The organism is Dysgonomonas sp. UBA7710, assembly GCF_002482385.1.
Classification (GTDB): domain Bacteria; phylum Bacteroidota; class Bacteroidia; order Bacteroidales; family Dysgonomonadaceae; genus Dysgonomonas.
This window is the reverse complement of the sequence record NZ_DLFW01000009.1, coordinates 1-24,206: the sequence shown is the minus strand read 5'-3', so window position 1 is coordinate 24,206 and position 24,206 is coordinate 1. Positions and strand designations below refer to the sequence as shown.

Here is a 24,206-nt window from a genome sequence, read left to right as displayed (position 1 = left end):
AAAGGTATTATTCATTATCAGATAATATTTTAAATACAAACCCGGAGGCTGTTTCATATTTTCCTCCTTGCATAGCATTGAAAAGGTATGCAGGTTTTCCGTTCTTCATTAATAACTGCGGACGCTCAAACCGTCCGTATCTTTTGAGGTGTTTGGGAGCAGGCGGCTCCTGCAAATAGGCATCCGCGCCAAACCAGGCTATCTGAGGCTCCGACCAGTTTATCCCGTCTTCCGATTCGAAAATCAATCCTGCCTCATGATCGAAATATCCCATATCGCGCATCAGCATTTTAAATTTGCCATCCTCTATATACACATATGCATCTTCAACCTGTTTATTGTCACCGTATTTTGAAAGATCGACAACCGGATTTTCCTTTATTCTCTTATATTTTCCTTCTATGTTGTCAGCTATAGCCAGTCCGTATTTCCGGTTGGCACGGATAGTTCCTTTTTCATTTTGGTAAGCCTCTTTGTTCCATGACTTATAGTAAAGCCATGCTTGTCCGTCGGGATGTGAAACGAATGCGGGATTGGTCGTATTGCAATCGTCCCATTCACCGCTCTTCCCTGCTTCCAGAAGCGGTTTTTCGCATCTTTCCCAAGGTCCGTCCAATGACCCGGATTTCGCCATGCCGATACGTTTGGTGTAAACCGTTCCATCGCTGTTACCCATATAAAAAAGGTAATAAGTCCCGTCCACATACTGCATATGCGGATTATGGCAGGTCATCGCATCAAAATATCCCGGGCGGGGAGCCAAAACAGTTTCCACATAGGTATAAGGCCCTTCCGGCTTATCTGCTACAGCATGTGCGATTTCACTTTTATGTATCCATCCTCCCATTTTATATTTTTCAGGCCAGCGTGAATAAAAGACATGGACTTTTCCTTCTTTATCGAATACCGGAGCACAGCACCATACATAGTATCCTTCCGATTCAAGAATACGCCCAATCGGCTGTAATTTTTTACTAAAATCAGAAATCTTATCCTGAGGGTATTTTCCCGTTATTTTCGAATTTGTATTTTTCCTTATCACAGAATAATGATAGTTGTCTAAATTTACTAAAGAATTGAGATACACTTCAATATTTGTATAATCTTCATTGAGATTGTACAGATTTCCATCTTTAGGATCATTCGGGTTCAATCCGTGTGCTGTCTCCCATGTATCGGGTATTCCGTCCCCGTCACTGTCCGCGGAATATTTTCCTTGTTTCAATCCGGGCCATCCACCGACTGCATTTTGCGAATCGATGATACCTTTATTGCCTCCACCATATGTTTCCCCACCTATGGCCGTCCCTGTCTTTACTTCTTCAATCACCCGTTTATCATATTCATCTCTGCGGTGGCTGCAACCCGCGTAGGCAAGTACCTTTTCGTAAGCTATTTCAGGGATGTCTTCCATAATCGGCTCATAAGGAAACGGCTGTCCGGCTTTTATCCTCTTTTCAGCACCCACTCCTTTCCAGTTATCGGCAGTAACTTCATCGCTGCCTTCCATTACATTTCCGGCAATATAATATGAGCCCGTCCCATCTTCTGCCGGATCAAGAAACCATGCCCTCTTGCTGTCCGAAGTTGCAGGGCCGGGCTTATAATAATTTGCCGCAAAATTTATTTTTCCGTGTTGTCCTCCACCATAAGCAGATTTAAATCCCCAATTATAAACTACATTGTTCCGGAAATCTACAGGAGAATATCCGTCCGACGCAAAACGGGGATTCCGACTGCTGTGATGAGCCAACAAGTTATGGTGAAAAGTAGCTTTGCTGCCGCCCCATATTCCGCCGAAACCATGCGCACCTTTTGAATGAACAGATTTAGCCAGACTATGTGTAACCATGCACCATTGCACGGTTACATTTTCAGACCTGTAAACTGAAAGACACTCATCTACCGACCACGAAACGGAACAATGGTCTATAATCAAATCTTTTACCCGCATAGCGCCCATCGCATCGTCTTCTATCGCGTGAAGGTCTCCCATACGGGTTCGGATATAACGGATAATCACATTATTAGCCCTCACATAGAGAGGGTAACCTTTGAGACAGATTCCATCACCGGGCGCACTTTGCCCGGCAATGGTTATGTTGTCTGTTTCAATAATCAGCTTCGATTGCAGGTCGATAGACCCGTCTACCGCGAAAACTATTATTCGTGCTCCCTGCTGCTCTATGGCATCCCGCAGACTTCCCGTACCCGAATCGTTCAGGTTGGTAACTGTAATCACACGTCCGCCCCTTCCGCCGGAAGTGTATTTACCATAGCCTTCAGCAGTAGGAAATGCAAGAGGTTGCGAGGATAAATTACAGATATATCCTAATATGCATACCGGTATAAGAAGTAAATTACGCATAGGCTTTCTGATTAATACATTGGATGCTGTTGACCTATCAGTCCGGGATTTACATCAATTATATTCGTAGTATTGAATGGAAGGATTTCTACCATATTCTTCTGCATGCCATAAAACATATTCTCGATCCATTTATTAACCGAAGCTAATCCCGGCACGTCCTCTACGGAAAGCCCGCCCATCTGCTTCACCGAATGGCAACCAAACATATTTAATATAGTATATGATACTTCTGTAACGTCTGTTCCGGCGGGCACGCTGCTTTTGGTAAAGTAGACTTTGCCTGTGGCGCTATTTTCGTAGAAAGTTTTATCCAGATAGCCTTTGCCGGAGGCATTTATCGTATTGAGAGTCGTAATTTCCCCTTCTGTAAGGTTCATAGAATTGATATCCGTGTCATCCATAGAAATATAAGGAACAGCTATAAGCGGATTTTTAACGACAGCTTTCACCTTCTTATATGCACGGTATACACCTACATCTGCATATTGACCTTCGTGCTTTGCCAATTGGTACAGCTTCTCTTTTTCCGCTGTTAAATATTCGTATAATATACCCCAGCGTGTAAGGTCGCTCTTACGTAACGATTCGTTGGAAAGCTCCAGTTTGCGCTCTTTGATAATGGCATCCTTGAACCCGTTATATTCTGAGGGAATAGTACCTACCTTAGAAGCGTCCTTATTAAAAGCACGCAGACGAACTGTTTTTAATGCGTTTGCAGCAGCTTCCGTAGGTCCATTATTCAATTCGTTCAAAGCCTCTGCATACATCAGCAATACATCCGAATAGCGTAACAATGGGAAATTAATATCCCGTTTACTGTCTGATGTTCCCCGGTCTGCTTTCCAGTCGATACGGTATTTACCCAGGCAAGTCCCGATATAAGTACTCATCTGCAAATTGTCATCCGACAGAATGCCATAGTTGCAAACCGATACATCGCGGCGCTGATCTCCTTCATCAAATTCGAAGTAAAGAGTCGGCATAGTTATCATCTGAGGACCTCCTTTACCGAATGTAGCGCTTGTTCCGCTGGTAGCAACCCCATTCACATAACCGGTACGTACATCCGGGCTTTCGGAGCCATACCAGCCATATTCAAGGATCGTTTCATTGTTGTATTGTTTCAAAGCCAGGTCACGGAATACCTGATCGTAGCTGCTTAACAGGCTATTTTCATTTTTAGCAATGACTGCTGCACATGCATCGGCAGCTATCTGATATAGTTCTCTGATGCGGGCTGCATCTTCACGCTGTGCATTTTTTACAGTGCTTTTATTGTATGGGACGGTATTCAAATCCCAGCGCAGTGAATATCCGGCAGCATGCAGGGCTACACGTGCTAAAATACCATACGCCGCATTCTTGGTGAAACGTTCTCCTGTACTTACCATCCCCTCACTTTTCCAGGGGAGTAATTCGACGGCTTTCTGCAAATCAGCAATACAATGATCCCATATTTCATCGCGACTGACACGTGAAGATGAAAAAGTCGTCAAATCGGAAGTAGGGATGTCTGTATAAGGAACATCACCATAAAAACGCACAATATTCCAGTATGCATACGCGCGAATGGCATAAGCCTCACCCAACAGTGAATTAACCTTTGTTTGTTCAGCTTCGGCAGCACTCATCAAAGGAATATTCTTAATACAGACATTGGAATATTCGATAGCGCGATACATGGTGGTATAAGTAGAACTTAACATCCCGGTAAGATTCGTATAATCATAATTCGAAACATTGTATTTGGAATTTGATTCCGTCGAACTTGATTCGTCTGTACCCATCAATAACTGGTATCCCAATTCTTGTGTAAATATATATGGATAAGCTCCGACTACTGCCATTTCGGCTCTGCTCACCGTTGAAAACACGCTGGAGCTATCGGCTTTTGATTCGGAGGGCATGTCCAACCAGTCCTCACATGAACTGAACATCAGCAACAGGATAGATATTCCTAAAATATTTATTATCTTTTTCATATTCATTATCTATTTAAAAGGTTAAATTTACTCCCAACACCCAACTTTTTGCCCGTGGATATGAAGAATTGTCTATACCCGGAGTCAAAGCATTATCGCTTGCCGATACTTCGGGATCATAACCGCTATATTTAGTGAATGTATGGATATTGTTCAGCGTACCATAGACCCGGACACTATTGATCCTTGCCTTTTGTACTAGTTTCTTAGGCAATGTATAACCCAAGGTAATATTATTCAGACGCAAATAAGAACCATCTTCCAGATAATAACTACTGTGGTCGCTGATAGCTGTCTTATTATTGGAAGAAATATTCCATAATAAACCTCCGTTCTGGTTGGGATTCAGCTCAGCCAATCTTGCCAGATTAGTACTCTCTTTGCCTGTCTCAGAATCTATCAATGTAAACCTGTCGCTCATCTTCGATAGTGTATTTTGATTTGCCAGATATGGACCAATAAATCGTTGTGTGCTCATATTGAATACTTTATTGCCATATACAAAATTAAAGAAGATGTTCAGGTCAAAACCTTTATACCTGAAAGTATTGTTCATACCTCCTGTAAATTTGGGCTGTGCTTTACCGATAACCGTACGGTCATTGACAGAGAAAACAGGATTTCCGTCCTGATCCGTTTCACCGGCAATCGCTTTATATTTCACATCGCCTACTTTTACGCTGGAGCGGGTACTTCCTTTCAGATAGGGTACATCATCCTTCAGCGTATAAGTTCCGTCCTGATTCTGAATAAAATCATCGGTAGTATAGATGCCATCATAAATAAGTCCGTAGAACTGTCCTAAAGGTTGTCCCACTTCTATTTTGTATCCCATACGGGATTCATAATCTTTTATAAAATAATTGAGTTCGTCACTTCCATACAGATCCAATACTTTCGAACGGTTGAATGCGATATTAAAATCAGTCGACCATGTAAAATCTTTGGTGGAAACATTCGTTGTATTCAACACGATTTCAACCCCTCTGTTGCGAATAGAACCGATATTTTGTATCTGGGTAGAATATCCGGTGGAAGTAGGTATTTTGTTTTCAATCAACAGGTTGGATGATTCATTATTATACCAGTCCACAGAGAGGTTAAAACGGCTGTTGAGCCAAGCCATATCTAATCCTATATTAGTGGTGGTCGTTTTCTCCCATTTCAAGTCTGGATTCCCCAATGTCGTACCGGGAATGTATGTAATATAATCTCCTCCGTTATATCCATAATGCCCGGATCCGTAAGAGGTCGCATACATATTGTTTTTAATATTGTTGTTACCCGCAATACCGTAGCCCACACGCAGTTTCAGATTATTCATAATCGTTTTTACATTTTCCATGAAGGACTCTTCCGTAATACGCCACGCCCCCGAAGCAGAAGGGAAATATCCCCATTGCTTGCCTCTGGCAAACTTGGACGACCCGTCTCCGCGCAAGGTACCCGTAAAAAGATAACGTTCATCAAAATTATAAGAAAGACGGCCAAATACAGAAACCAATCCTACTTTCTCCTTATCAGACTTCCATGTATAAGGGATTCCCATACTCACATCATTCAGTCCGAAGTTACCATCAGAGAAACTACGGTATTCATTTTCCAGCATCATATTTTCGGTATAATAAGTCTCCTGTCCCAAGAGTACATTAAAACGATGTACTTCTTTCAGATTGAATGCATAGTTCAAAGTATTTGTGATCTGCCATGAATATTTTTCACTATTATCCCGGGAACCATAACCATAAGGGCTTTTATTTGCTTTAGCTTGTTTGGTGCTGCCGTCATCCCAATAATCTTTACGAATCTGCTGCCATGTATAGCTGCCGGCCGTGCGGAACGTCATGTTCTTTATAAGATCAAATTCAAGTCCGGCATTGACAGTTGCTAAACGGGTATATTTCTCGTTAGTAATAGCCCTGTTATCCAGAATCGGGTTTTGAGCATCATAATTGGCATCATTCATTATATTACCGATCTCCGTACCTATATCGGAACCTATCATTTGTTCATTTGTCCACCTTGCCCCTCCGGTGATCGGTTGCAGGATTGTCTGCTTTAATTTTCCTCCCAGTGAACCACCACCATCAACCTTGGTCATTTGCAGGCTGGAAGCAAAATCGAAACGTACACCTTTACTTAATTCATGATTGATCTTGGCGCGAATACTGTTTTTCTTATAGCCATGTTTCTCCATGATACCGTCTTCACCGGTATAGTTATAACTCACCATATACCTGGTTTTATTGGTGCCACCACTTATATTTATATTGTGATTCTGGGTAATTCCGGTATCACCGAATACAATATCCTGCCAATCGATTCCCGCGCGATTCCCATATTCTTGAGAGATTCTGGAATAAGCTCCGGAATAAAAGTCTGCTGCATTGACATCACCTCCGAAAAAATTGGCAAAACTATCCGCATTACCACGAAGCACGTTATATTCATATTGATATTTCACATAGTCTTCGACTCCTAATAAATCCAGTTTTTTACCCAGACGGTTGAAACTGACATAAGCATTATAGGAGACTTCTGTTCTTCCCGATTTCCCGGATTTTGTAGTAATCAACACAACACCGTTCGATCCTCTTGCCCCGTAAATAGCCGTTGCGGAAGCATCCTTCATCACGTCGATACTTTCGATATCATTAATATCTACATTCTGCAAACCGTTTTCCATTTGAAAACCGTCCACAATATACAATGGTTCTGTACCTTGTGTAATAGATGTGCCGCCACGTACAGTAATCTGAACATTAGCACCCGGTGCGCCGCTTTGCTGGATAACATTCACACCGGCAGCTTTACCGGCTAAGGCCTGAGCTGCTGTAGTTACCGGAATGTTGGCCAGATCGGAACCTTTGACCGATACGGTAGATCCGGTCAGATCTTTTTTTCTCACGGTGCCGTAACCGATAACTACTACTTCATCCAAAGAATTATCTTCAGTCTTCATCGTTACATTGAAAATTCTGTCGGAACCTACTGTTATGTTCTGCGAAACATAGCCTATAAAGGAGAAAGTAAGAACTACCTTATCATTTGGGACGGTTAATGAAAATTTACCATCCACATCGGTCAATGTACCTGTAGTAGTTCCTTTAATCGCGATGCTCACTCCCACGAGTGTTCCTAATTCGTCCTGCACTGTACCGGAAACTGTAATCCCATTTTGTGCAAAAATGATACTGCTATTCACAAGCAATAAAGCAAAGAATAGCAATACCTTGAAAAGAATTGGCTTTCGTTCTTTTTTCATACAATTATTCATGATATTAAATTTAGTTAGGTTATGGAACCAAAATTTGAACTTTCAATAGTATTATTTATAATGTAGTTTCAGATGTGAAAAAATATTTGTAACAAATGTATTGATGTTTCAAGAACCGCGCATTGAAGATTCGACGTTATACCTGTATTTTTGTGTAGTAAAATCGATTTTATATTTGTCGCAGTTCCCATCATATGGAATAATCGTTAAATTGCATGGATAAATGTTTACAGCACCTGTAAAAACAGAATAAAAGAGCATCACTTTATCTGAACTTGTATAAATTTGTATTGTTGCCTTTTGATTAAATGAGTAAATTAAATCTAATCTGTATATTCCTGTATTTTCTGACTTTCCCTGTATATGCCATCGACGGTCTGAAATTTGAGAATATTACTAATAAAAACGGACTATCCCACAATACTGTAAGGAGTATCATGCAGGATAAAAGGGGCTTTATATGGGTTAGCACCATAAATGGGCTGAACCGCTATGATGGTCGTGAGTTTGATATAATGCTCCCTCAATTCAATTCATTTTCACTTACCGAAAGCAAAATAAAAAAAGCGGTCGAGGATAACAACGGGCGTATATGGATACTCTCTACATCCGGGATTGTCGACTGTTACGATACTCATACCGAATCGTTTGTCGATTATACCGGAAAGAATGAGGCGAGAAGTTATCTGGATATCCTGGTGACAAGAAACGGGGATATCTGGCTGTGGGGAACAAAAGAAGGCGCATGCCGCATTCAATACGTGAATAACGGGCTTCTGCCGACATTATTCGATAAGAATAACATACAAACCAATATAGTAAACTTCGTATATGAAGATTCGGGTAATCAGATATGGTTGGGGACGGATAAAGAGTTGTATAAAATAACAAGGGATAATCCTGAATATTATATCACGGGAGACAATAATCTTAACTTTCAGAAAGCTGAGGAATCAGGCAGATACATTTATTTTTTTACTCATAACAATAAAATTATTGTAGGAGAAAAAAATAAAAAGAGATATTCTTCCATGATCGACATCTATCCGCAAAGAGGTAAATTTATAATCAATCAGACTGCTGTCCTGGATGAAAACAGAATTCTGATTACCGGAAAACAGGGTACATATATATTGAATATCCGCTTATCTTTAGTAACCGACGCAAAAGATATTTTTAATGGTGAGGAACTGACCGGAACGAGGATACTTACCGATAACAATAATAACCCGTGGATATATAACAAATCGGGTAATATATGGAAGTATGAAAAGGCTATACAAAAATTTAAACGTATAGAGCTAATACCTAAATCCATTCTATCGGTTATTGATCTGGAAAGGTATGATATTTATTGCGATTCGCGGGATATAATCTGGATTACAACATACGGGAACGGCCTGTTCGCCTTAGATCAGAACACGGGAGAATTAAGCCATTATACCCGCTACAACAGCGGGCTTAAAACCAATTATCTTCTTTCCGTATTCGAAGATAAATCCGGAGAGATATGGATAGGGACAGAACATACCGGTATTTCTAAAATCTCATTGACAAAATACCAGAATGAGGTGTTTTTTCCGGATATGGATAAGACCAACGCTGAAAACAGAATAATCAGGACTATTTTCCAGGATAAGTCCGGAGATATATGGATAGGAACGAAAAGTGGCAATATTTACGTCTTCGATGAAAACCTTCAATCAAAGAATATTATCTCATTATCGCAGGGAATGCCGTATTGCATGATTGAAGACAGTAAGGGCGATAAATGGGTAGGTACCAAAGGAAACGGCCTGTTGATCATCTCCGGTAACAGAGGCGAATATAAAACATATACCCACAACCCGACAGATACTATAAGTCTTGCTAATAACAGTATATACTCGATATTAATCGATTCGAAAGAAAACCTGTGGGTAGGGACTTTCGGCGCAGGATTACTCTATTGTAAGAAGGATGGTAAAGATTTAATCTTTGAAAGGATACCGGCTATATCTAACGAACAAAAGTTTATCCGGTGTATCATTCAAGACAGATCCGGCATGATCTGGCTCGGAGGGAACAATGGCATCGTCACCTTTACCCCTGATAAAATGAATAAGCAACCGGCTGATATCAGAAGTTTTCATTTCGACAGGAACAATCCCGCTTCATTAAATCATAGTGAAGTAAAATGCTTATTCGAAGACAGCCGGGAGCAAATCTGGATAGGAACATCGGGCGGGGGCCTTAATTTAGCCGTGAAAAACAGTCTGAACGGAGATATCAGCTTCAGACATTTTTCATCCGAAGAAGGATTGATAAACAATGTAGTACAATCGATAGAAGAAGATAATAACGGCAATTTATGGATAAGTACCGAAAGCGGAGTTTCTAAATTGAATCTGGATACAATGATTTTCGAGAATTACAGTTTCCCCGACACTTGGGAAAGTGATCTGTTCTGTGAGTCTTCGAGTTACAAAAGAAAAAACGGAGAAATTATGCTGGGGAGTTATAACGGAATGTATATACTCGATCCATCTTCCTTCAAAAACAATGCTCCCGACCGGCCGGTATTATTGACCAAGCTTCGCATAAACGGTATTCCGGCAGTGCCTAACGGACAGGATTCGCCTTTGAGTAAAAGCATTACCGAAACGAAATCCATAAAGTTAAAGAATGGTCAGAATTCTTTTAGCATAGAATTTTCATCATTAAATTTTCAGGACGCGTATTCCGACAGGTATACATATATACTTGAAAACTATGATAATAAATGGAATCCCATCACGCAATATAATGTAGCAACTTACAAGAATATTCCGGCGGGAAAATATATTTTCAGAGTAAAAGGGAGCAATAGTTCCGGTATTATGGCCGAACAGGAAACAGTGTTGGAGATTATCGTTGTCCCGCCTTTCTGGACATCGTCGAAAGCTATTGCTATATATATTATTACAGCGCTTATCCTCTGCTTTTTCGCGTCCAAACTTATTCTGAAAATGAACAGGCTACATAATGCAGTCGAAGTAGAAAAAAGGCTGACTGAATATCGTTTACGCTTTTTCACCAATATATCTCACGAATTCAGGACACCCCTGACCATTATCAGTGGAAGTATTGAGAATATGAGTGAAATGAAGTCTTTGCCTGCGCCCTTGAAAAAACAGATCAGGATTTTAGAGAAAAGTTCATCCCGCTTAATGAGGCTGATAAACCAATTACTGGAATTCCGGAAAATGCAAAAAGACAGAATGGAACTCACTCTGGAATATACAGAAACTGTTAGTTTTTTTTCTGACATCTATCATATATTTACTGAGACAGCGGATAAAAATCATATCAATTTCACATTCTCATCGGACAAAGATTCGAAAATAACATTATTAGACAGGGGAAAAATGGATAAAGTGGCTTTCAATCTGCTGTCCAATGCCTTTAAGCATACTCCGGCCGACGGTAATATTTCAGTAAAGCTTGAATTTAACGAAAAAGATGATTATTGGCAACTGACCGTTTCTGATTCGGGGACGGGTATTCCTCAGGATAAAAGAGACTTGCTGTTTCAGAGATTCAAACAGATTAATTATTCCATACCGGGCATCGGTATCGGCCTTAATCTTACCTATGAGCTGGTTAATGTACATCTGGGACGTATCGAATATTCAGAATCCGAATGGGGAGGTGCTTCGTTCATTGTAACGATTCCTTTGGCCGACAGCAATTATAACAATGAGGCCATCATCCACTCTGAACCCGTAATCAGCCCTTCTTCCATTGAAGAAAATATATTTGAAGAGGATAACCTGAACGGAGCTTTAAACTTGTATAAGATTCTTATTATTGAGGACGATGAAGATATCAGGTCATTTCTGACGGAACAATTAAAATCTATTTTTAGTATTCTGACCGCACCAAATGGCATCGAAGGGCTTAATATGGCTGTTAATGAACAACCCAGCCTGATTATATGTGATGTTATGATGCCCGAAATGGATGGTTTTGAAGTTACAAAGAGGCTGAAATCGGATTTTCAATCAAGTCATATTCCTATAATTCTGCTCACAGCCCATTCATCTGTAGAACATCAGGTAGAAGGTATACAATCGGGTGCAGACGCCTATATAATCAAACCTTTTAGTATAAAATATCTGATGGCCCGGATTATTAAACTTATCGAACAACGGGAGAAATTACAGCAGAAATTTTCACAGGAACCCGGAATAGGACTTACCACGATTTGTACGACAGACAAGGATAAAGCCTTTATAGACAAAATACACTCGATAATTGATACAAATCTGAATAATCCTGATTTTTCAGTTGACGCATTCGCTCAATCTACCAATCTGGGAAGAACCATGCTCTATAAAAAAGTAAAAGGAATTACAGGTTACTCTCCAAATGAATACGTACGGATAATACGCCTGAAAAAAGCTGCTGAACTACTCAAAACAACCGGTCTAAATGTTTCTGAAGTTGCTTACAAGGTAGGGTTTAATGATCCTTTCTACTTTAGCAAGTGCTTTAAAGAGCAATTTTCTATATCACCCGTTCAATTTAAAGGCGGGAGAGAAAATTAATGTAAGCCTTCCGTCCACAGCTTTGATCTTCGCCTTTATTATAAATCATTACCTTATATTTCCATAGAAAAACCAATTATAACGGTCTTATATTTTGCTGATTCTTTCTCTATAATCTTAACCTTAATATCTCTAATCTTAACCTTAATATCTCTGTTGCAAAATTTTATAAACAGATAATTAAATACGCATTAACAGAAGCCAAAACTTTGTAGTAATAAAATTCGTTATTACTTTTATCACCCGATAATAAAATTAGCAGGGAAAATAAATACATAATGTATCAGATAGAAGTAAAAGACGTATATAAGTCATTTAAGGATGTACATGCAGTAAAAGGTATTTCTTTTGCAATACATCCCGGAGAATTTGTGGCTTTACTTGGCCCTAACGGAGCCGGAAAGACAACAATGGTTGAAATGATGGAAGGATTAAAAAAGCCGGATTCAGGAGAAATTCTGTTACAGGGTAAGAACTGGCAAAAGAATGAAAGAGAACTTCGGTCAATTATTGGTCTGTCATTGCAGGAAACACGTTTTTCCGATAAACTGACTGTCTTTGAAACCTTACGCCTGTTTGCGAGTTTTTTCCGGCTTGGCGAAAAACGGGCAAATGAAATTATCGAGCTGACCGGACTGGAAAGTAAACGAAAATCGATGGTGGGAACACTTTCGGGAGGACAACGGCAACGGCTTGCTTTAGGTGTAGCATTATTAAATACTCCTCAAATTCTTTTTCTGGATGAGCCCACTACCGGACTCGATCCACATTCACGACTCGATCTTTGGAATATTCTGAAAGGATTAAAAGACAAAGGGGAAACCTCCCTCATCCTGACAACCCATTACATGGAAGAAGCGGAATCGCTTTGTGACCGTATCATCATTATTGATGAAGGGAAAATATTAAAAGAAGGGAAACTGGAAGAGTTGCTGGACGAAAATTCCCGTAACCTCGACGAATTATTCATCAATCTCACAGGAAAAGCTCTCCGTGAGAATGGAAATGTAATATTGTAATAAATACTTGTATACTTTCAATTATTTCAATAATGGAATCAATCAAAAACAATCAATTATATCAACTCTTCAAAACCCAGTTTCTACTGACAATCCGTGAACCGGAAGTCCTTTTTTGGGGTATGATATTCCCTGTACTTATCTCCATTGGATTGGGCTTGGCTTTTACACAGCAAACAGAATCAAAATTTAATATTGTACTTGTTGAGAAAAATCAGACAGAATTAGATTCACTTCTCAATATTTATGCTACAAATGCACAGAGTAAAGGAAGGAACATCCAAAATTGGAAAATTATCAATAAAACGCTGGGTAATACTATATTTAAGTTTTCACAAAGCGACTGGAACTCAGCTATCATATCGTTAAAGAGAGGCGAAGCAGATGTGATTGTTACGGATTCGTTGGGAAAAGCCGCTTATCATTTTGATCCGCTTAACTCTCAGTCACAATTAGCATATATGAAGCTTTCAGCATTGGTAAAAGCACCTGATTCAAGCATGAATGCTGAGAATACAGAAATAAAACCATTGACATTAATGGGTGTTCGTTATATCGACTTCCTGATTCCGGGACTGATTGCTTTCGGGTTGATGAGTTCTATCATGTGGGGCATTAGCTATACAATCATTGAACGACGATCGCAGAAATTATTAAGACGGATGGTTGCGACTCCGATGAAAAAATCAAATTTTTTATTTGCATTAATGTTTGTCCGTATCCTCATGAATGTGGTTGAGTCTCTGATTCTACTGTTTTTTGCCTGGTTAATATTCGATATTCATATCCAGGGAAATATCGGAGCATTGATTGTTTTATTTCTAGCTGGTAATCTCGCTTTTACAGGAATCGCTGTCTTGGTTGCATCCCGTACTACTAAAACGGAGGTCGGTACCGGATGGATTAATGCTGTACAAATGCCCATGATGTTGCTATCGGGTATTTTCTTCAGTTACCATAATTTCCCCGAATGGAGTATCGGAGCTATTAAGTTACTTCCTCTGACAGCGCTCACCGATGGAATCCGGAGTATTTTTAATGAAGGGGCCGGATGGATGGAAGTGATTTATCCGACTTGTATGTTATCTGCTTTTGGACTTATCTGTTTCATTATAGGAATGAAGCTATTTAAGTGGAATTGAATTTACGATTCTCGTGAGTCATTTTTTGCACTCCAGAACATAGATTCATGTCATCATATAAACTTACCTAGCATATAACTTAAATAATAGCATGATTGGATAATTGATTATCCAATCATGTCCTGTTTTTGTTTATTAATCGGACTATTTGCTACTATAACTGTTGTATTCTTCATCAGTTACAGGCTCCATCCAAACGACAGCACCTTTATGGGATTGTGGGCTAATTGCTATATGCTCGAATTCACTATCGGGAGTTGCACCATGCCAATGGACGACATCAGCATGGATTTCAACAACATCACCTACATTAAGTAATTGAATCGGCTTTCCTTTTTCCTGATAATAGCCTTGTCCTTTAGTACATAGCAGAATTTGTCCACCCGGATGTAAATGCCAGTTATTCCGTACTCCCGGTTCGAAAATTACATTGCCTATTGTGAGGTCGAAGTTCTCTTTATCGGTGACAAGCATTTGAAGCCATGCTGTTCCGCTGAAATAATTGTTATTTATTTTATCTCCTTTCGGAAATATCTGATTTATCTCTTTATTGTTTGTTTCCATTTCGTTGTTATTTTTTGAGTTATTACATGCTGTGAATAGCAATATTACAACAGCTAATAATGCAAAACCGTTTCTTTTTATTTTTTTCATATACTATTGTTTACTATTATTTCAGATATTGTTTAAAGAAGGAATTCAATTTAGGTAATGAAATACCCATATATTCCGGCCTGTCGTATAAATCCACGTGCGAGGCTCCCGGCACAACAAACAGTTCTTTAGGCTCTGCTGCTTTGCTATACGCATCTTCACTGAAATAAGCTGACACGGCACGTTCACCAACGATAAATAACAGGGGTCTTGGTGAGATAGTTTCTATTTGCGCAAAAGGGAAGAAATTCATCATCGGTGCAAGGCTTGTATAGGAATAGCTGGTAGTCGAGTTTGGATGCCCTCCACGTGACGTACGGTAATAGTCGAAAAATTCACGGGTATTTTCCGTATCGCTGTCGCTCAATTGAGTAGGAATAGCCGCGATATCTTTTCTGGCTGCGCCACCGAGCTCTTTTGTGCGTTGTTCCCCTATATCATCCAATGTTTTCATGCGCTGCTCATACGTTATCACATCGCCTAATCCTTGACGACGGGCGCGTCCCATGTCGTACATGCTGATTGTTGCTACTGCTTTTATCCTATGGTCGATTTGTGCCGCACTAACGGAATAACCTCCACCGCCGCAAATGCCGATAACTCCGATTGCCTGTGGATTTATATTTTTATGGTTACTGAGATAATCTACCGCTGCACTGAAATCTTCTACCCGTGCTTCGGGTGATTCTATATATCGTGGATATCCGCCGCTTTCGCCATAATGTGTGGCATCAAATGCAAGGGTAATGTAACCGAGTTCCGCCATTTTTTGAGCATGAAGTCCTGACGTTTGTTCTTTTACTCCACCAAACGGATGACCGATCACAATAGCTGAATATTTCTTATTGGTATCATAATTAGGTGGAAAGTAGAGATTACCTGCCACGTTGTTATAAAACCGGTTCGGAAAGGATACTTTCTCTATTTTCACACCGTTTACCATTTCGGAAATTTTTGTTTCTGTGCTCAATCCTTTTGTTTGAAGTAATTCATGCAGTACGACTTTAGCTGCTTCCGCATTTTCTTTACTTACGTTTATTTCAATGATGTTTATTATTTGCTGTAATTGGGCAGGGGTTATACCTACGTTCAGCGAGAGGTTCATGTGGGAATTCAACATCGGTTCGACACCTCCTAATCCCATCAGTACCGAAACAGTTACCATTTCACGCTGCGCATAGGTAAGTACATCACGTTCAAAAATATCTGCAAAAAGGTGTTCTTTCAGGAATGTTTCTATTTCGGGACTGAAACCTGCATAGCCTGCGGTTTCTCGTCCTTCGGGCGGTGTGATACCTTGCAGTTCGGAAAGGATTTCTTTTCCACGCTCGTACTTATCGCGGGTATCGGTAACGGGTGAGGCTTCATGCCCCCAATTATCGGTTATTCCTGCGGCTTTCCGTTCATCCAGCACGCTCATAAAAGTTTGCAGTCCTCGCAGGCTCCGGGGAAATCCGCTGTAAGCATACAGATGGACCAATACTTCTTTTATTTCGTTTACGGTTAATCCGGCTTCGAGTCCGGCAATCAGTTCCGGTTTCAGTTTTTCCAATTCTCCCCTTGCGGTAAAGGAAGATATGATTACTATTTTTTCTTGTTTTTTGCTTAGCATATTATTCTCTTGTGCATATATGTTGACGGATATTCCCAGCAACAAGGTTGTCATTGTGATATATATAATCTTTTTCATTGTTATATTTCTATTACTTATTATTCGAATATGCCGACACGGGGAATATTACTAAAATTATGATTAGGCTTAAAATTAAATTCTTCATATCTTGTTCTATTTATCGAGTCCTTTTTCTTTGAACCAGTCCGAAAGCAAACCGGCTATTTCTATATTATTGAGGTCGGAGAAAGGGAAATGAGTATTGCCATGAATCCCTATTTCGGGCAAGTGTATAACAGTAACATCTCCTCCATACTTATTGACGACATCTCTCCATTTCCTTGCCATTTCGAGCCGTACACGCCAGCCGTCGATTCCGGGATTTTCTACTTGTTTTTCAGGGATGAAATCACCGTAGTAAATAATAATGGGGATTTTGGTGAGTTTCATAAAGTCGGACATCTGCACGCTATTGGCTACTAACACTCCTGCTGAACTTGAAAGGGGTTCGGGGACTTCTCCTTCGGGAAAAACAAAACCGCTGCCGGGTTCATAGGATGCAATTGCTTTTACATTATCGCTACCTATTGCCGTCAACCAGCCAAAACCGCCCGAATGAGAGTGAGTGACAAGTATACCGTCACCTATCTTATTGAAAAGTTCAATTGCGGCTGAAGTGATTACTTCGGTATCAAATCCTCCGATATTGGGTGTCATCTGACGAAAATACTGATTCAATGTTTCCGGACTTTTATCGAATTGTACGCCTTCAAAATATTCGGGCCATACACCCAGCCGGAAAGTGCTGAACCATTCCTGTTCGTCGGGTATTGTTTTTATTGTGGCTTCTACAGTACTTCGCCCTGCGTTTCCCCTTCTTGGCTGATTAATGAGATATACACCGAAATTTCGTCTAAGAAATATATTCCGGAATCCTTCACGACCGTCGGGTGTAGTTTCCCATGTCTTTGAAAATTGTCCGATGCCATGCCAGAATACTAGTGGTAATTTGCGGGCATTATCGGGTATCTGATAAACAATATAGGCATGGTCGCCGTGGTAGGTTTGCCCCTCGGGAGTACGTGTAATGGGATTGAATGTGCCGGGGTTGATTATAACCGAACCGCCTACGGCAAAACTGCCCTGTTCTTTTATCACAAGTAGTCCGTTCATATCTTTTTCCTTATTTTGATTACAAGCCGAGAAAATAAGGAGGATACTTATTATAAATACTATCTCTTTGGTGCCATTCCTTTGCTTCATATTTTACCAATTAAAAGTTTATAATTTTCATGTTACAAACTTACGGTGAATAATACCCCATGTAAATAGACAGATTACTGTTTCTTCTACCATTATTACTGATTTGAGAGATGGAATGGTAGATTTCAAACAAGAAGCCTTATTTTTACAGAATATAGGATGTGCCTCAGCAATTCAAATAAATTTGATTGCTTTCGGCTTTCACTATATTTGTTATACATAAAATCAGGAATTATGAGCGAAATATTGAATTTTGATACGATACACGATTATAACAGCTTTCTGGGAATAGAAACACTGCACCCTTTGGTGAGTTCTATCGACTTTTCCACAGTCACAAAAGAATTTCATCATATCCGTAAAAGATATGGTTTCTATTTCATTTTCCTGAAAGATGTTAAATGCGGCGATTTGATTTATGGCCGCCATACATACGACTATCAGGAAGGTACGCTTGTTTTTATTGCTCCGGGACAAGTGGCCGGAAAAGATGATACGGGCGATACTTTTAAAATGCAGGGCTGGGGGTTGTGTTTTCATCCCGATTTGCTTCGGGGTACACTGCTCGGACAGAAAATGAATGATTATTCGTTTTTTTCTTACGAATCGAATGAATCGCTGCATATGTCGGAACGTGAACGGCAGATTATCGTGAATTGCTTTCAGGAGATAAAGGATGAACTGGCTCATTCCATTGACAAACACAGTAAATCGATTATCACCGCTAACATCGAAGTTTTTCTTAATCATTGCCTGCGCTTTTACGACCGTCAGTTTATTACTCGCGAAAACGTTAATAAAGATGTACTTACTCGGTTTGAAGAATTACTGAACGGTTACTTTGATTCTGATAAACCGCAAACAATAGGTTTGCCCTCTGTGCAGTATTTTGCGGATGAACTTCATTTGTCAGCCAATTATTTCGGGGATTTAATCAAAAAAGAAACAGGTAAATCGGCTCAGGAATATATCCAGATAAAGGTTATTGAAAAGGCAAAGGATAAACTGTACCACCCGGATAAGTCGGTAAATGAAATTGCTTATGAATTAGGGTTTAAATATCCGCATCATTTCAGCCGGATGTTTAAGAAGATTGTGGGTAGTTCGCCAAGTGATTATCGGTTGATGAATTAATAAAAACGAGAGAATCCGTAAAAATTCTCTCGTTATATATCGTATGTTTATATCCACTCTATTTCAAATATTCCTTAAAGAAAGATTCCAGTTTGTCAAATGGTATAATATCCATACGGTCATATAAATCCACATGAGTAGCATTGGGAATAATCATCAGTTCCTTATTATCGCCCTTTAACTTTTTGAAAGCATCTTCACTGAAATAGCGGGAATGTGCTTTTTCACCATGAATAACCAGTACGGCGTTACGGATTTCGTCGGCATAGGAAAGTTGCGGCATATTGATAAACGAAAGAGACGATGTTATATTCCAACCACCATTCGAATTGAGTGAACGCTCATGATAGCCCCGTTCAGTTTTGTAGTAACTGTGGTAATCTTTCACGAACCAAGGAGCATCGTCCGGTAACGGATCAATAACGCCTCCGGCAAGTGCATATGTGCCGTTTTTTGCGTCGATTATGCGCTGGGTATTCAGTTGCTCACGGAGTTTATAACGTGCGTCCGCATCCATAGAATCAAAATAACCGTTGGCATTTACACGGCTCATGTTGTACATGGTAGATGTGGCAGTTGCCTTGATTCGGGTATCCATAGCGGCTGCGTTGATAGCCAGACCACCCCAGCCACAAATACCGATGATTCCGATCCGTTCATAGTCTACATCATCACGTGTGGAAAGAAAATCGACGGCAGCACTGAAATCCTCCGTATTAATGTCGGGTGAAGCTACATAGCGGGGTTCACCGCCACTCTCACCTGTATATGAGGGGTCAAAAGCAATAGTCAGGAAACCACGTTCGGCCATTGTCTGTGCATAGAGTCCCGATGATTGTTCTTTTACTGCGCCGAAAGGTCCACTCACGGCAATAGCTGCCAATTTTCCGGTTGGATTTTTAGGTATATACATATCGGCAGCAAGGGTGATACCGTAACGGTTGCGGAAGGTTACTTTGCGATGATCGACTTTATCGCTTTTGGGGAATACTTTGTCCCATTCAATTGTTAATTCTGGCTTATCCATATTTTTATCGTTTGCTTGATTATTTTCGGTTAATACGGTTGTTCCGTTTATTGCTTCTGCTGTGATTGTTCCTATTACGAGCAAAGCCATGAGTATTATTTTCTTCATTTTCTGTAACTATTTATCTGTTATATATGATTCTTTTTTTTATTCCATTTCAAAAATTACGGTGACATTTTCCGAACCTAATGCGGAGGCTAAGCCTGTTGTATCATCTACTTTTCCCAATCGGGTATAGCTGTACGATGTAGAAAAACTTTTGTAGAACAATACCAATGTTTGCGAGCCGTACAGCATTAAATCGCCGTTTTGTATCGTTTTCGGATTAGTAGGATTGGTAGGTAAGCTGTTTGGCAGGCTGTAATACTTTTCATTATTGTTTAACTCGGACATTGTGATTGTTATGGGTAACAGTTTCTTGAAAGCGGTTGCCGTAGCAGTATTCTCAAGGGTGGCGGTAAATACGGTTGAGCCTATTGTTATTTTCATTTTCATATTCTCTTGCGGATTTTCGTTTTCATTATCGTTGCCCGTGTTCTCCGGTTGCTGAGGTGGTTCGGGACTTCTTATCTCATCGGTATCACAGGCTGAAAGTCCTGTTATTACCATCAAAGAGAAAATTATTATTATAAGCTTTTTCATAATTGTTCTGTTTAAATTGTATTGATGATTTTAGCAGGAATACCACCGACAATCACATTATTGGGAACATCTTTAGATACAACTGCTCCTGCGGCTACAATAGCGTTTTCTCCGATTGTTACCCCTTGCAGAATGGTTGCTCCTGCGCCAATCCAAGCGTTGTTCTTGATATGGATGGATTTGGGTTTGAGTGAATGCCGTTCTTTCGGCTCAATGGGATGCCCTTCGGATAATATGCTGACGTTGGGACCTATCAGTACGTTGTCTTCGATGGTGATGCCACCCAAATCCAGAAGAGTGCAATTAAAGTTGATAAATACGTTTTTACCAATTTTAGTATGCTTCCCGTAATTGATATATAAGGGGGTAAATACGGCAACGCTTTCGTCGATTTCACTGCCTGTAATTTGACTTAAAAGAGTCCTTATTTCTGCCGGATCGGCAGAATTATTCATTTGGATCAACAATTCTTTAGTGTTGTATGATGCTTCCCTCATTTTATATCGCTGAGGATCGCCGGACGGAATGGTTTCTCCGTCTCTGAGCCGTTCAAAAATATCTGTTTTATCCATCTCTGTATTTTTTTGATACAAAGATCGGGGCTTATCGGCTTTACCTGTTAACAATATTCAAACCGATAATTAAGATATTCAAACCATCTCTTGTCGAAGTGACTTCGGATTAGTGCCTGTTTGCCTTTTAAAGAAGTTATTGAAGTAGGTAGGATATTCAAAACCGAGCGCGTAAGCGATCTCTGCAATATTCCAGTCTGTATGCTGCAAGAGGGCTTTTGCTTCGGCAATAATGCGTTCGGTGATGTGTGTAGTGGTTGATTTACCGGTAATTTTGTATAATATAATTGAAAAGTAGTCCACTAAAATAATTGAAAAGTATACCACCAGTTAAGTAAAATGTGAGAGCACATGTAATAAAGCTCTGTATTTTACTAACAAATATTAACATTATAAATTCCTTTGTGTATAGAACACTAACACAGAGGTTAAAATGATAACAATGGTGGAAAAACAAGCAATTATTCACATGTACCGTACGGTTGGGTACAGCAAACGTGCTATAGCCAGGGAGTTGGATATCAGCCGTAAGACCGTTCATAAAGTCATATCCGAGTATGAAGCCGCTTTAAACTGTCCAGATCCTGAAGCTTCACTGGAATCGGTATTAACCGTACAACCCCGATATAACTGTTCCAAACGAGGCCGCCGTGTTATTACCGGTAGCCTGAAAGATTTAATAGATGATTGTTTAGAGAAGAACGTCCGTAAACGCGCTATGGGCCTGAAGAAGCAGTGTATGCGGGGTAAGGATATCTACGAACTGTTGATAGACAAAGGCTTTCAGGTCAGCTATACGGGAGTTTGTAAATACATCGCCTCTGTTGCTGTCGAGAAGAAAGAAGATAAATCATCCAAGGAAGCCTTTATCCGTGGTTACTATCCTCCGGGAGAGTCCTGTGAGTTTGATTGGGGTGAAGTCAAGCTTTACTTAAACGGTAAGCTTCAACGTATCCAGATGGCCGTCTTTACCCTGAGCCATAGCAACGGGCGTTATGCCTGGCTATTCCATCATCAGGACCAGTTAGCCTTCATGGAGTCGCACCGCAACTTCTTTCGCCAGGTAAAAGGTGTTCCCTCGATTATGGTCTATGATAATATGCGTGTGGCCATCAAAAAGTTTGCAGGAGAGGAGAAGAAGCCCACAGAAACACTTCTTCGCATGAGCAACTTCTACCGTTACCACTATCGCTTCTGTAATGCCCGTGCCGGTTGGGAAAAGGGTCATGTGGAACGTTCGGTAGAGTATGTCAGGCGTAAGGCTTTCAGCATCAATCTGCATTATGCTTCATTAAAAGATGCCCAGGAGCACCTGCTGGCTATCTGTGAAAAGATTAACTCACGCAGCGGCAGTCCTTCAACGATCAATAAAGTGGAAGAACTGGCAGCCGATCTTGCTGCACTAAAACCCTATACCAATGAGATGGGATGCTTCCAGATGGCTGAGTACAAGGTGGACAAGTGGTCGACCATCTGTATGAACTGCTCCCACTACTCGGTTCCCGATACGCTGGTAGGCAAAATGGTTACCGTTAAGATGTACTCCGAGAAGATTGTCATCCTCTATAATAATGACAAGATAGCCGTACATGAACGCATCTACTCAAGGCAAAAGGGATGGTCTATCAAACTGGAACACTACCTGAACACCCTTTTGCGCAAACCCGGAGCACTGAACACTTCGCTGGCATTAAAGCAAATGCCACAGCAGATACAGGCTTTATTCAATAAACATTTTACGGACAAGGCCAGGGATTTTGTCTTCCTTTTACAGTATGCCAGGGAAAACAATTTTAGCGACAACGATATAATAGAAGCATACACATCATTAAAAGCACGAGGCCTGAGAAGTATATCGGCAGACCAGATCAAAGCCATGCTCTATGCCAATGACGAGCCCCTGGCGACCCAGGATGAACCCATCTATCTGGATGAAAGCCATAAGAGCGGCTCTGCCCTGATTGAAGACGGAGCCATGAGGATACTGATGGATCTGTCACGCATAATGGACACAGAGAACAATATAAAAATAATCACCAAAAATTAATAATCAGTTATGAGACAAGAAGTATTTAATATAAATAGTATGCAAATGGAAAATCTGAACGAAAAAGAAAAAGTGTTTAACTATGCCAAAGAGCTTAAGTTGCCTGTCCTGCGGGATGAACTCGATGACTTTATCACCTTGGCAACCGATGAAAACTGGTCATACCGGGCATTGATATGCCGGCTCTTAACCAAGGAAATGGACATGCGGATCGAGGCACGCCGCAAGCAGCGAATCAGGATAGCCGGGTTCCCTGAACTAAAGTACCTTCAGGAACTGGTAAGGGAAGAGCTGCCTAAAGATGCACAAACAGCACTGCCGGAACTTGAAACGCTGGAATTTATCAAGGATGGGCGCAATATCGTATTTTGCGGCAACCCGGGAACAGGCAAGACGCATATGTCAATAGGGCTCGGTATTAAAGCTTGCCTGGAGGGTTATACGGTCTTTTTTACTTCCGTGCCTCGCCTGCTTACGCAAATCAGGGAATGCCGCTCACAGAAAAGCCTACGCCAGCTTGAACTACGCTTCCAAAGGTATGATATGGTCATCTGTGACGAGTTCGGATATGTCAGTTGTGATAAAGAAGGCGGGGAACTATTATTTAATCATTTATCGCTAAGGGCTGGTAAGAAAACAACTATTATTACTACAAACCTGGCTTTTAGCAGGTGGGGGGAGATCGTCAAGGACAAAGTTCTGGTAGCTGCAATGGTAGACAGGCTAACTCATAAAGCATATCTGATTAACATGAACGGACAGTCTTATCGTGTTAAAGAAACTCAAAAAATGTTACAATCTAATGAAGAATAGATATCTTTAAACAATCTCAGCCGAGACACTTAGTGGTATACTTTTCAATTACTAAGTGGACTACTTTTCAATTATATTATACA

Annotated in this window: 16 protein-coding genes; 6 read left to right on the top strand and 10 right to left on the bottom strand. The window is 40.4% G+C overall.

Annotated elements, in window-relative coordinates:
* Window positions 1-7: 7 nt before the first annotated feature.
* From B3317_RS18170 to B3317_RS03955, 3 genes are read right to left on the bottom strand one after another with little or no spacing between them, the layout of a single operon-like run.
* A complete protein-coding gene (locus B3317_RS18170; protein WP_324354360.1) occupies window positions 8-2,368 on the bottom strand; it encodes a family 43 glycosylhydrolase in 2,361 nt (786 codons plus the stop codon).
* 11 nt (window positions 2,369-2,379) lie between these two features.
* Window positions 2,380-4,353: a RagB/SusD family nutrient uptake outer membrane protein gene (locus B3317_RS03960; RefSeq protein WP_291108858.1), complete on the bottom strand. Its 1,974-nt coding sequence runs from the start codon at window positions 4,351-4,353 to the stop codon at window positions 2,380-2,382.
* A gap of 13 nt (window positions 4,354-4,366) precedes the next feature.
* The gene (locus B3317_RS03955; protein ID WP_291108856.1) at window positions 4,367-7,618 is read right to left on the bottom strand and encodes a SusC/RagA family TonB-linked outer membrane protein; all 3,252 of its coding nucleotides are present in this window, start codon (window positions 7,616-7,618) and stop codon (window positions 4,367-4,369) included.
* A 320-nt stretch (window positions 7,619-7,938) separates the two neighbouring features.
* On the opposite strand from B3317_RS03955, the gene B3317_RS03950 reads away from it, so the two are divergent.
* From B3317_RS03950 to B3317_RS03940, 3 genes are all read left to right on the top strand, one after another.
* Entirely contained in the window at window positions 7,939-12,198 is a 4,260-nt protein-coding gene (locus B3317_RS03950) for a two-component regulator propeller domain-containing protein (protein ID WP_291108854.1), read from the top strand.
* A gap of 278 nt (window positions 12,199-12,476) precedes the next feature.
* Complete coding sequence (locus B3317_RS03945) at window positions 12,477-13,217, top strand: ABC transporter ATP-binding protein (protein ID WP_291108851.1); 741 nt, start codon at window positions 12,477-12,479, stop codon at window positions 13,215-13,217.
* 32 nt (window positions 13,218-13,249) lie between these two features.
* On the top strand, window positions 13,250-14,359 hold the full coding sequence (locus B3317_RS03940; RefSeq protein WP_291108849.1) for an ABC transporter permease: 1,110 nt from the start codon (window positions 13,250-13,252) through the stop codon (window positions 14,357-14,359).
* 144 nt (window positions 14,360-14,503) lie between these two features.
* On the opposite strand, the gene B3317_RS03935 is transcribed toward B3317_RS03940, so the two are convergent.
* The 3 genes from B3317_RS03935 to B3317_RS03925 form a co-directional block, all read right to left on the bottom strand.
* Window positions 14,504-15,013: a cupin domain-containing protein gene (locus tag B3317_RS03935; protein ID WP_291108847.1), complete on the bottom strand. Its 510-nt coding sequence runs from the start codon at window positions 15,011-15,013 to the stop codon at window positions 14,504-14,506.
* Between the two features lie 16 nt (window positions 15,014-15,029).
* Window positions 15,030-16,703, bottom strand: coding sequence for a carboxymuconolactone decarboxylase family protein (locus B3317_RS03930; RefSeq protein WP_414647437.1), 1,674 nt, complete (start codon window positions 16,701-16,703; stop codon window positions 15,030-15,032).
* 96 nt (window positions 16,704-16,799) lie between these two features.
* On the bottom strand, window positions 16,800-17,888 hold the full coding sequence (locus B3317_RS03925; RefSeq protein WP_291108845.1) for an alpha/beta hydrolase: 1,089 nt from the start codon (window positions 17,886-17,888) through the stop codon (window positions 16,800-16,802).
* A gap of 234 nt (window positions 17,889-18,122) precedes the next feature.
* Between B3317_RS03925 and B3317_RS03920 the strand changes: the two genes are divergently transcribed.
* Complete coding sequence (locus tag B3317_RS03920) at window positions 18,123-19,022, top strand: helix-turn-helix domain-containing protein (RefSeq protein ID WP_291108843.1); 900 nt, start codon at window positions 18,123-18,125, stop codon at window positions 19,020-19,022.
* A 58-nt stretch (window positions 19,023-19,080) separates the two neighbouring features.
* On the opposite strand, the gene B3317_RS03915 is transcribed toward B3317_RS03920, so the two are convergent.
* The 4 genes from B3317_RS03915 to B3317_RS03900 all read right to left on the bottom strand — a co-directional run bounded on the left by B3317_RS03915 (window position 19,081) and on the right by B3317_RS03900 (window position 21,566).
* Complete coding sequence (locus tag B3317_RS03915; protein ID WP_291108945.1) at window positions 19,081-20,049, bottom strand: alpha/beta hydrolase; 969 nt, start codon at window positions 20,047-20,049, stop codon at window positions 19,081-19,083.
* A gap of 147 nt (window positions 20,050-20,196) precedes the next feature.
* On the bottom strand, window positions 20,197-20,691 hold the full coding sequence (locus B3317_RS03910; RefSeq protein ID WP_291108842.1) for a cyclophilin-like fold protein: 495 nt from the start codon (window positions 20,689-20,691) through the stop codon (window positions 20,197-20,199).
* An 11-nt stretch (window positions 20,692-20,702) separates the two neighbouring features.
* Window positions 20,703-21,263: a sugar O-acetyltransferase gene (locus tag B3317_RS03905; RefSeq protein ID WP_291108840.1), complete on the bottom strand. Its 561-nt coding sequence runs from the start codon at window positions 21,261-21,263 to the stop codon at window positions 20,703-20,705.
* A 78-nt stretch (window positions 21,264-21,341) separates the two neighbouring features.
* Window positions 21,342-21,566, bottom strand: a complete 225-nt coding sequence (locus B3317_RS03900) for a helix-turn-helix domain-containing protein (RefSeq protein ID WP_291108838.1) — start codon at window positions 21,564-21,566, stop codon at window positions 21,342-21,344.
* A 139-nt stretch (window positions 21,567-21,705) separates the two neighbouring features.
* Between B3317_RS03900 and istA the strand changes: the two genes are divergently transcribed.
* Together istA and istB are read left to right on the top strand one after the other, a co-directional pair.
* Entirely contained in the window at window positions 21,706-23,310 is a 1,605-nt protein-coding gene (gene istA, locus B3317_RS03895) for an IS21 family transposase (protein ID WP_291108836.1), read from the top strand.
* 9 nt (window positions 23,311-23,319) lie between these two features.
* On the top strand, window positions 23,320-24,123 hold the full coding sequence (istB, locus tag B3317_RS03890; protein WP_291108834.1) for an IS21-like element helper ATPase IstB: 804 nt from the start codon (window positions 23,320-23,322) through the stop codon (window positions 24,121-24,123).
* Window positions 24,124-24,206 lie beyond the last annotated feature (83 nt).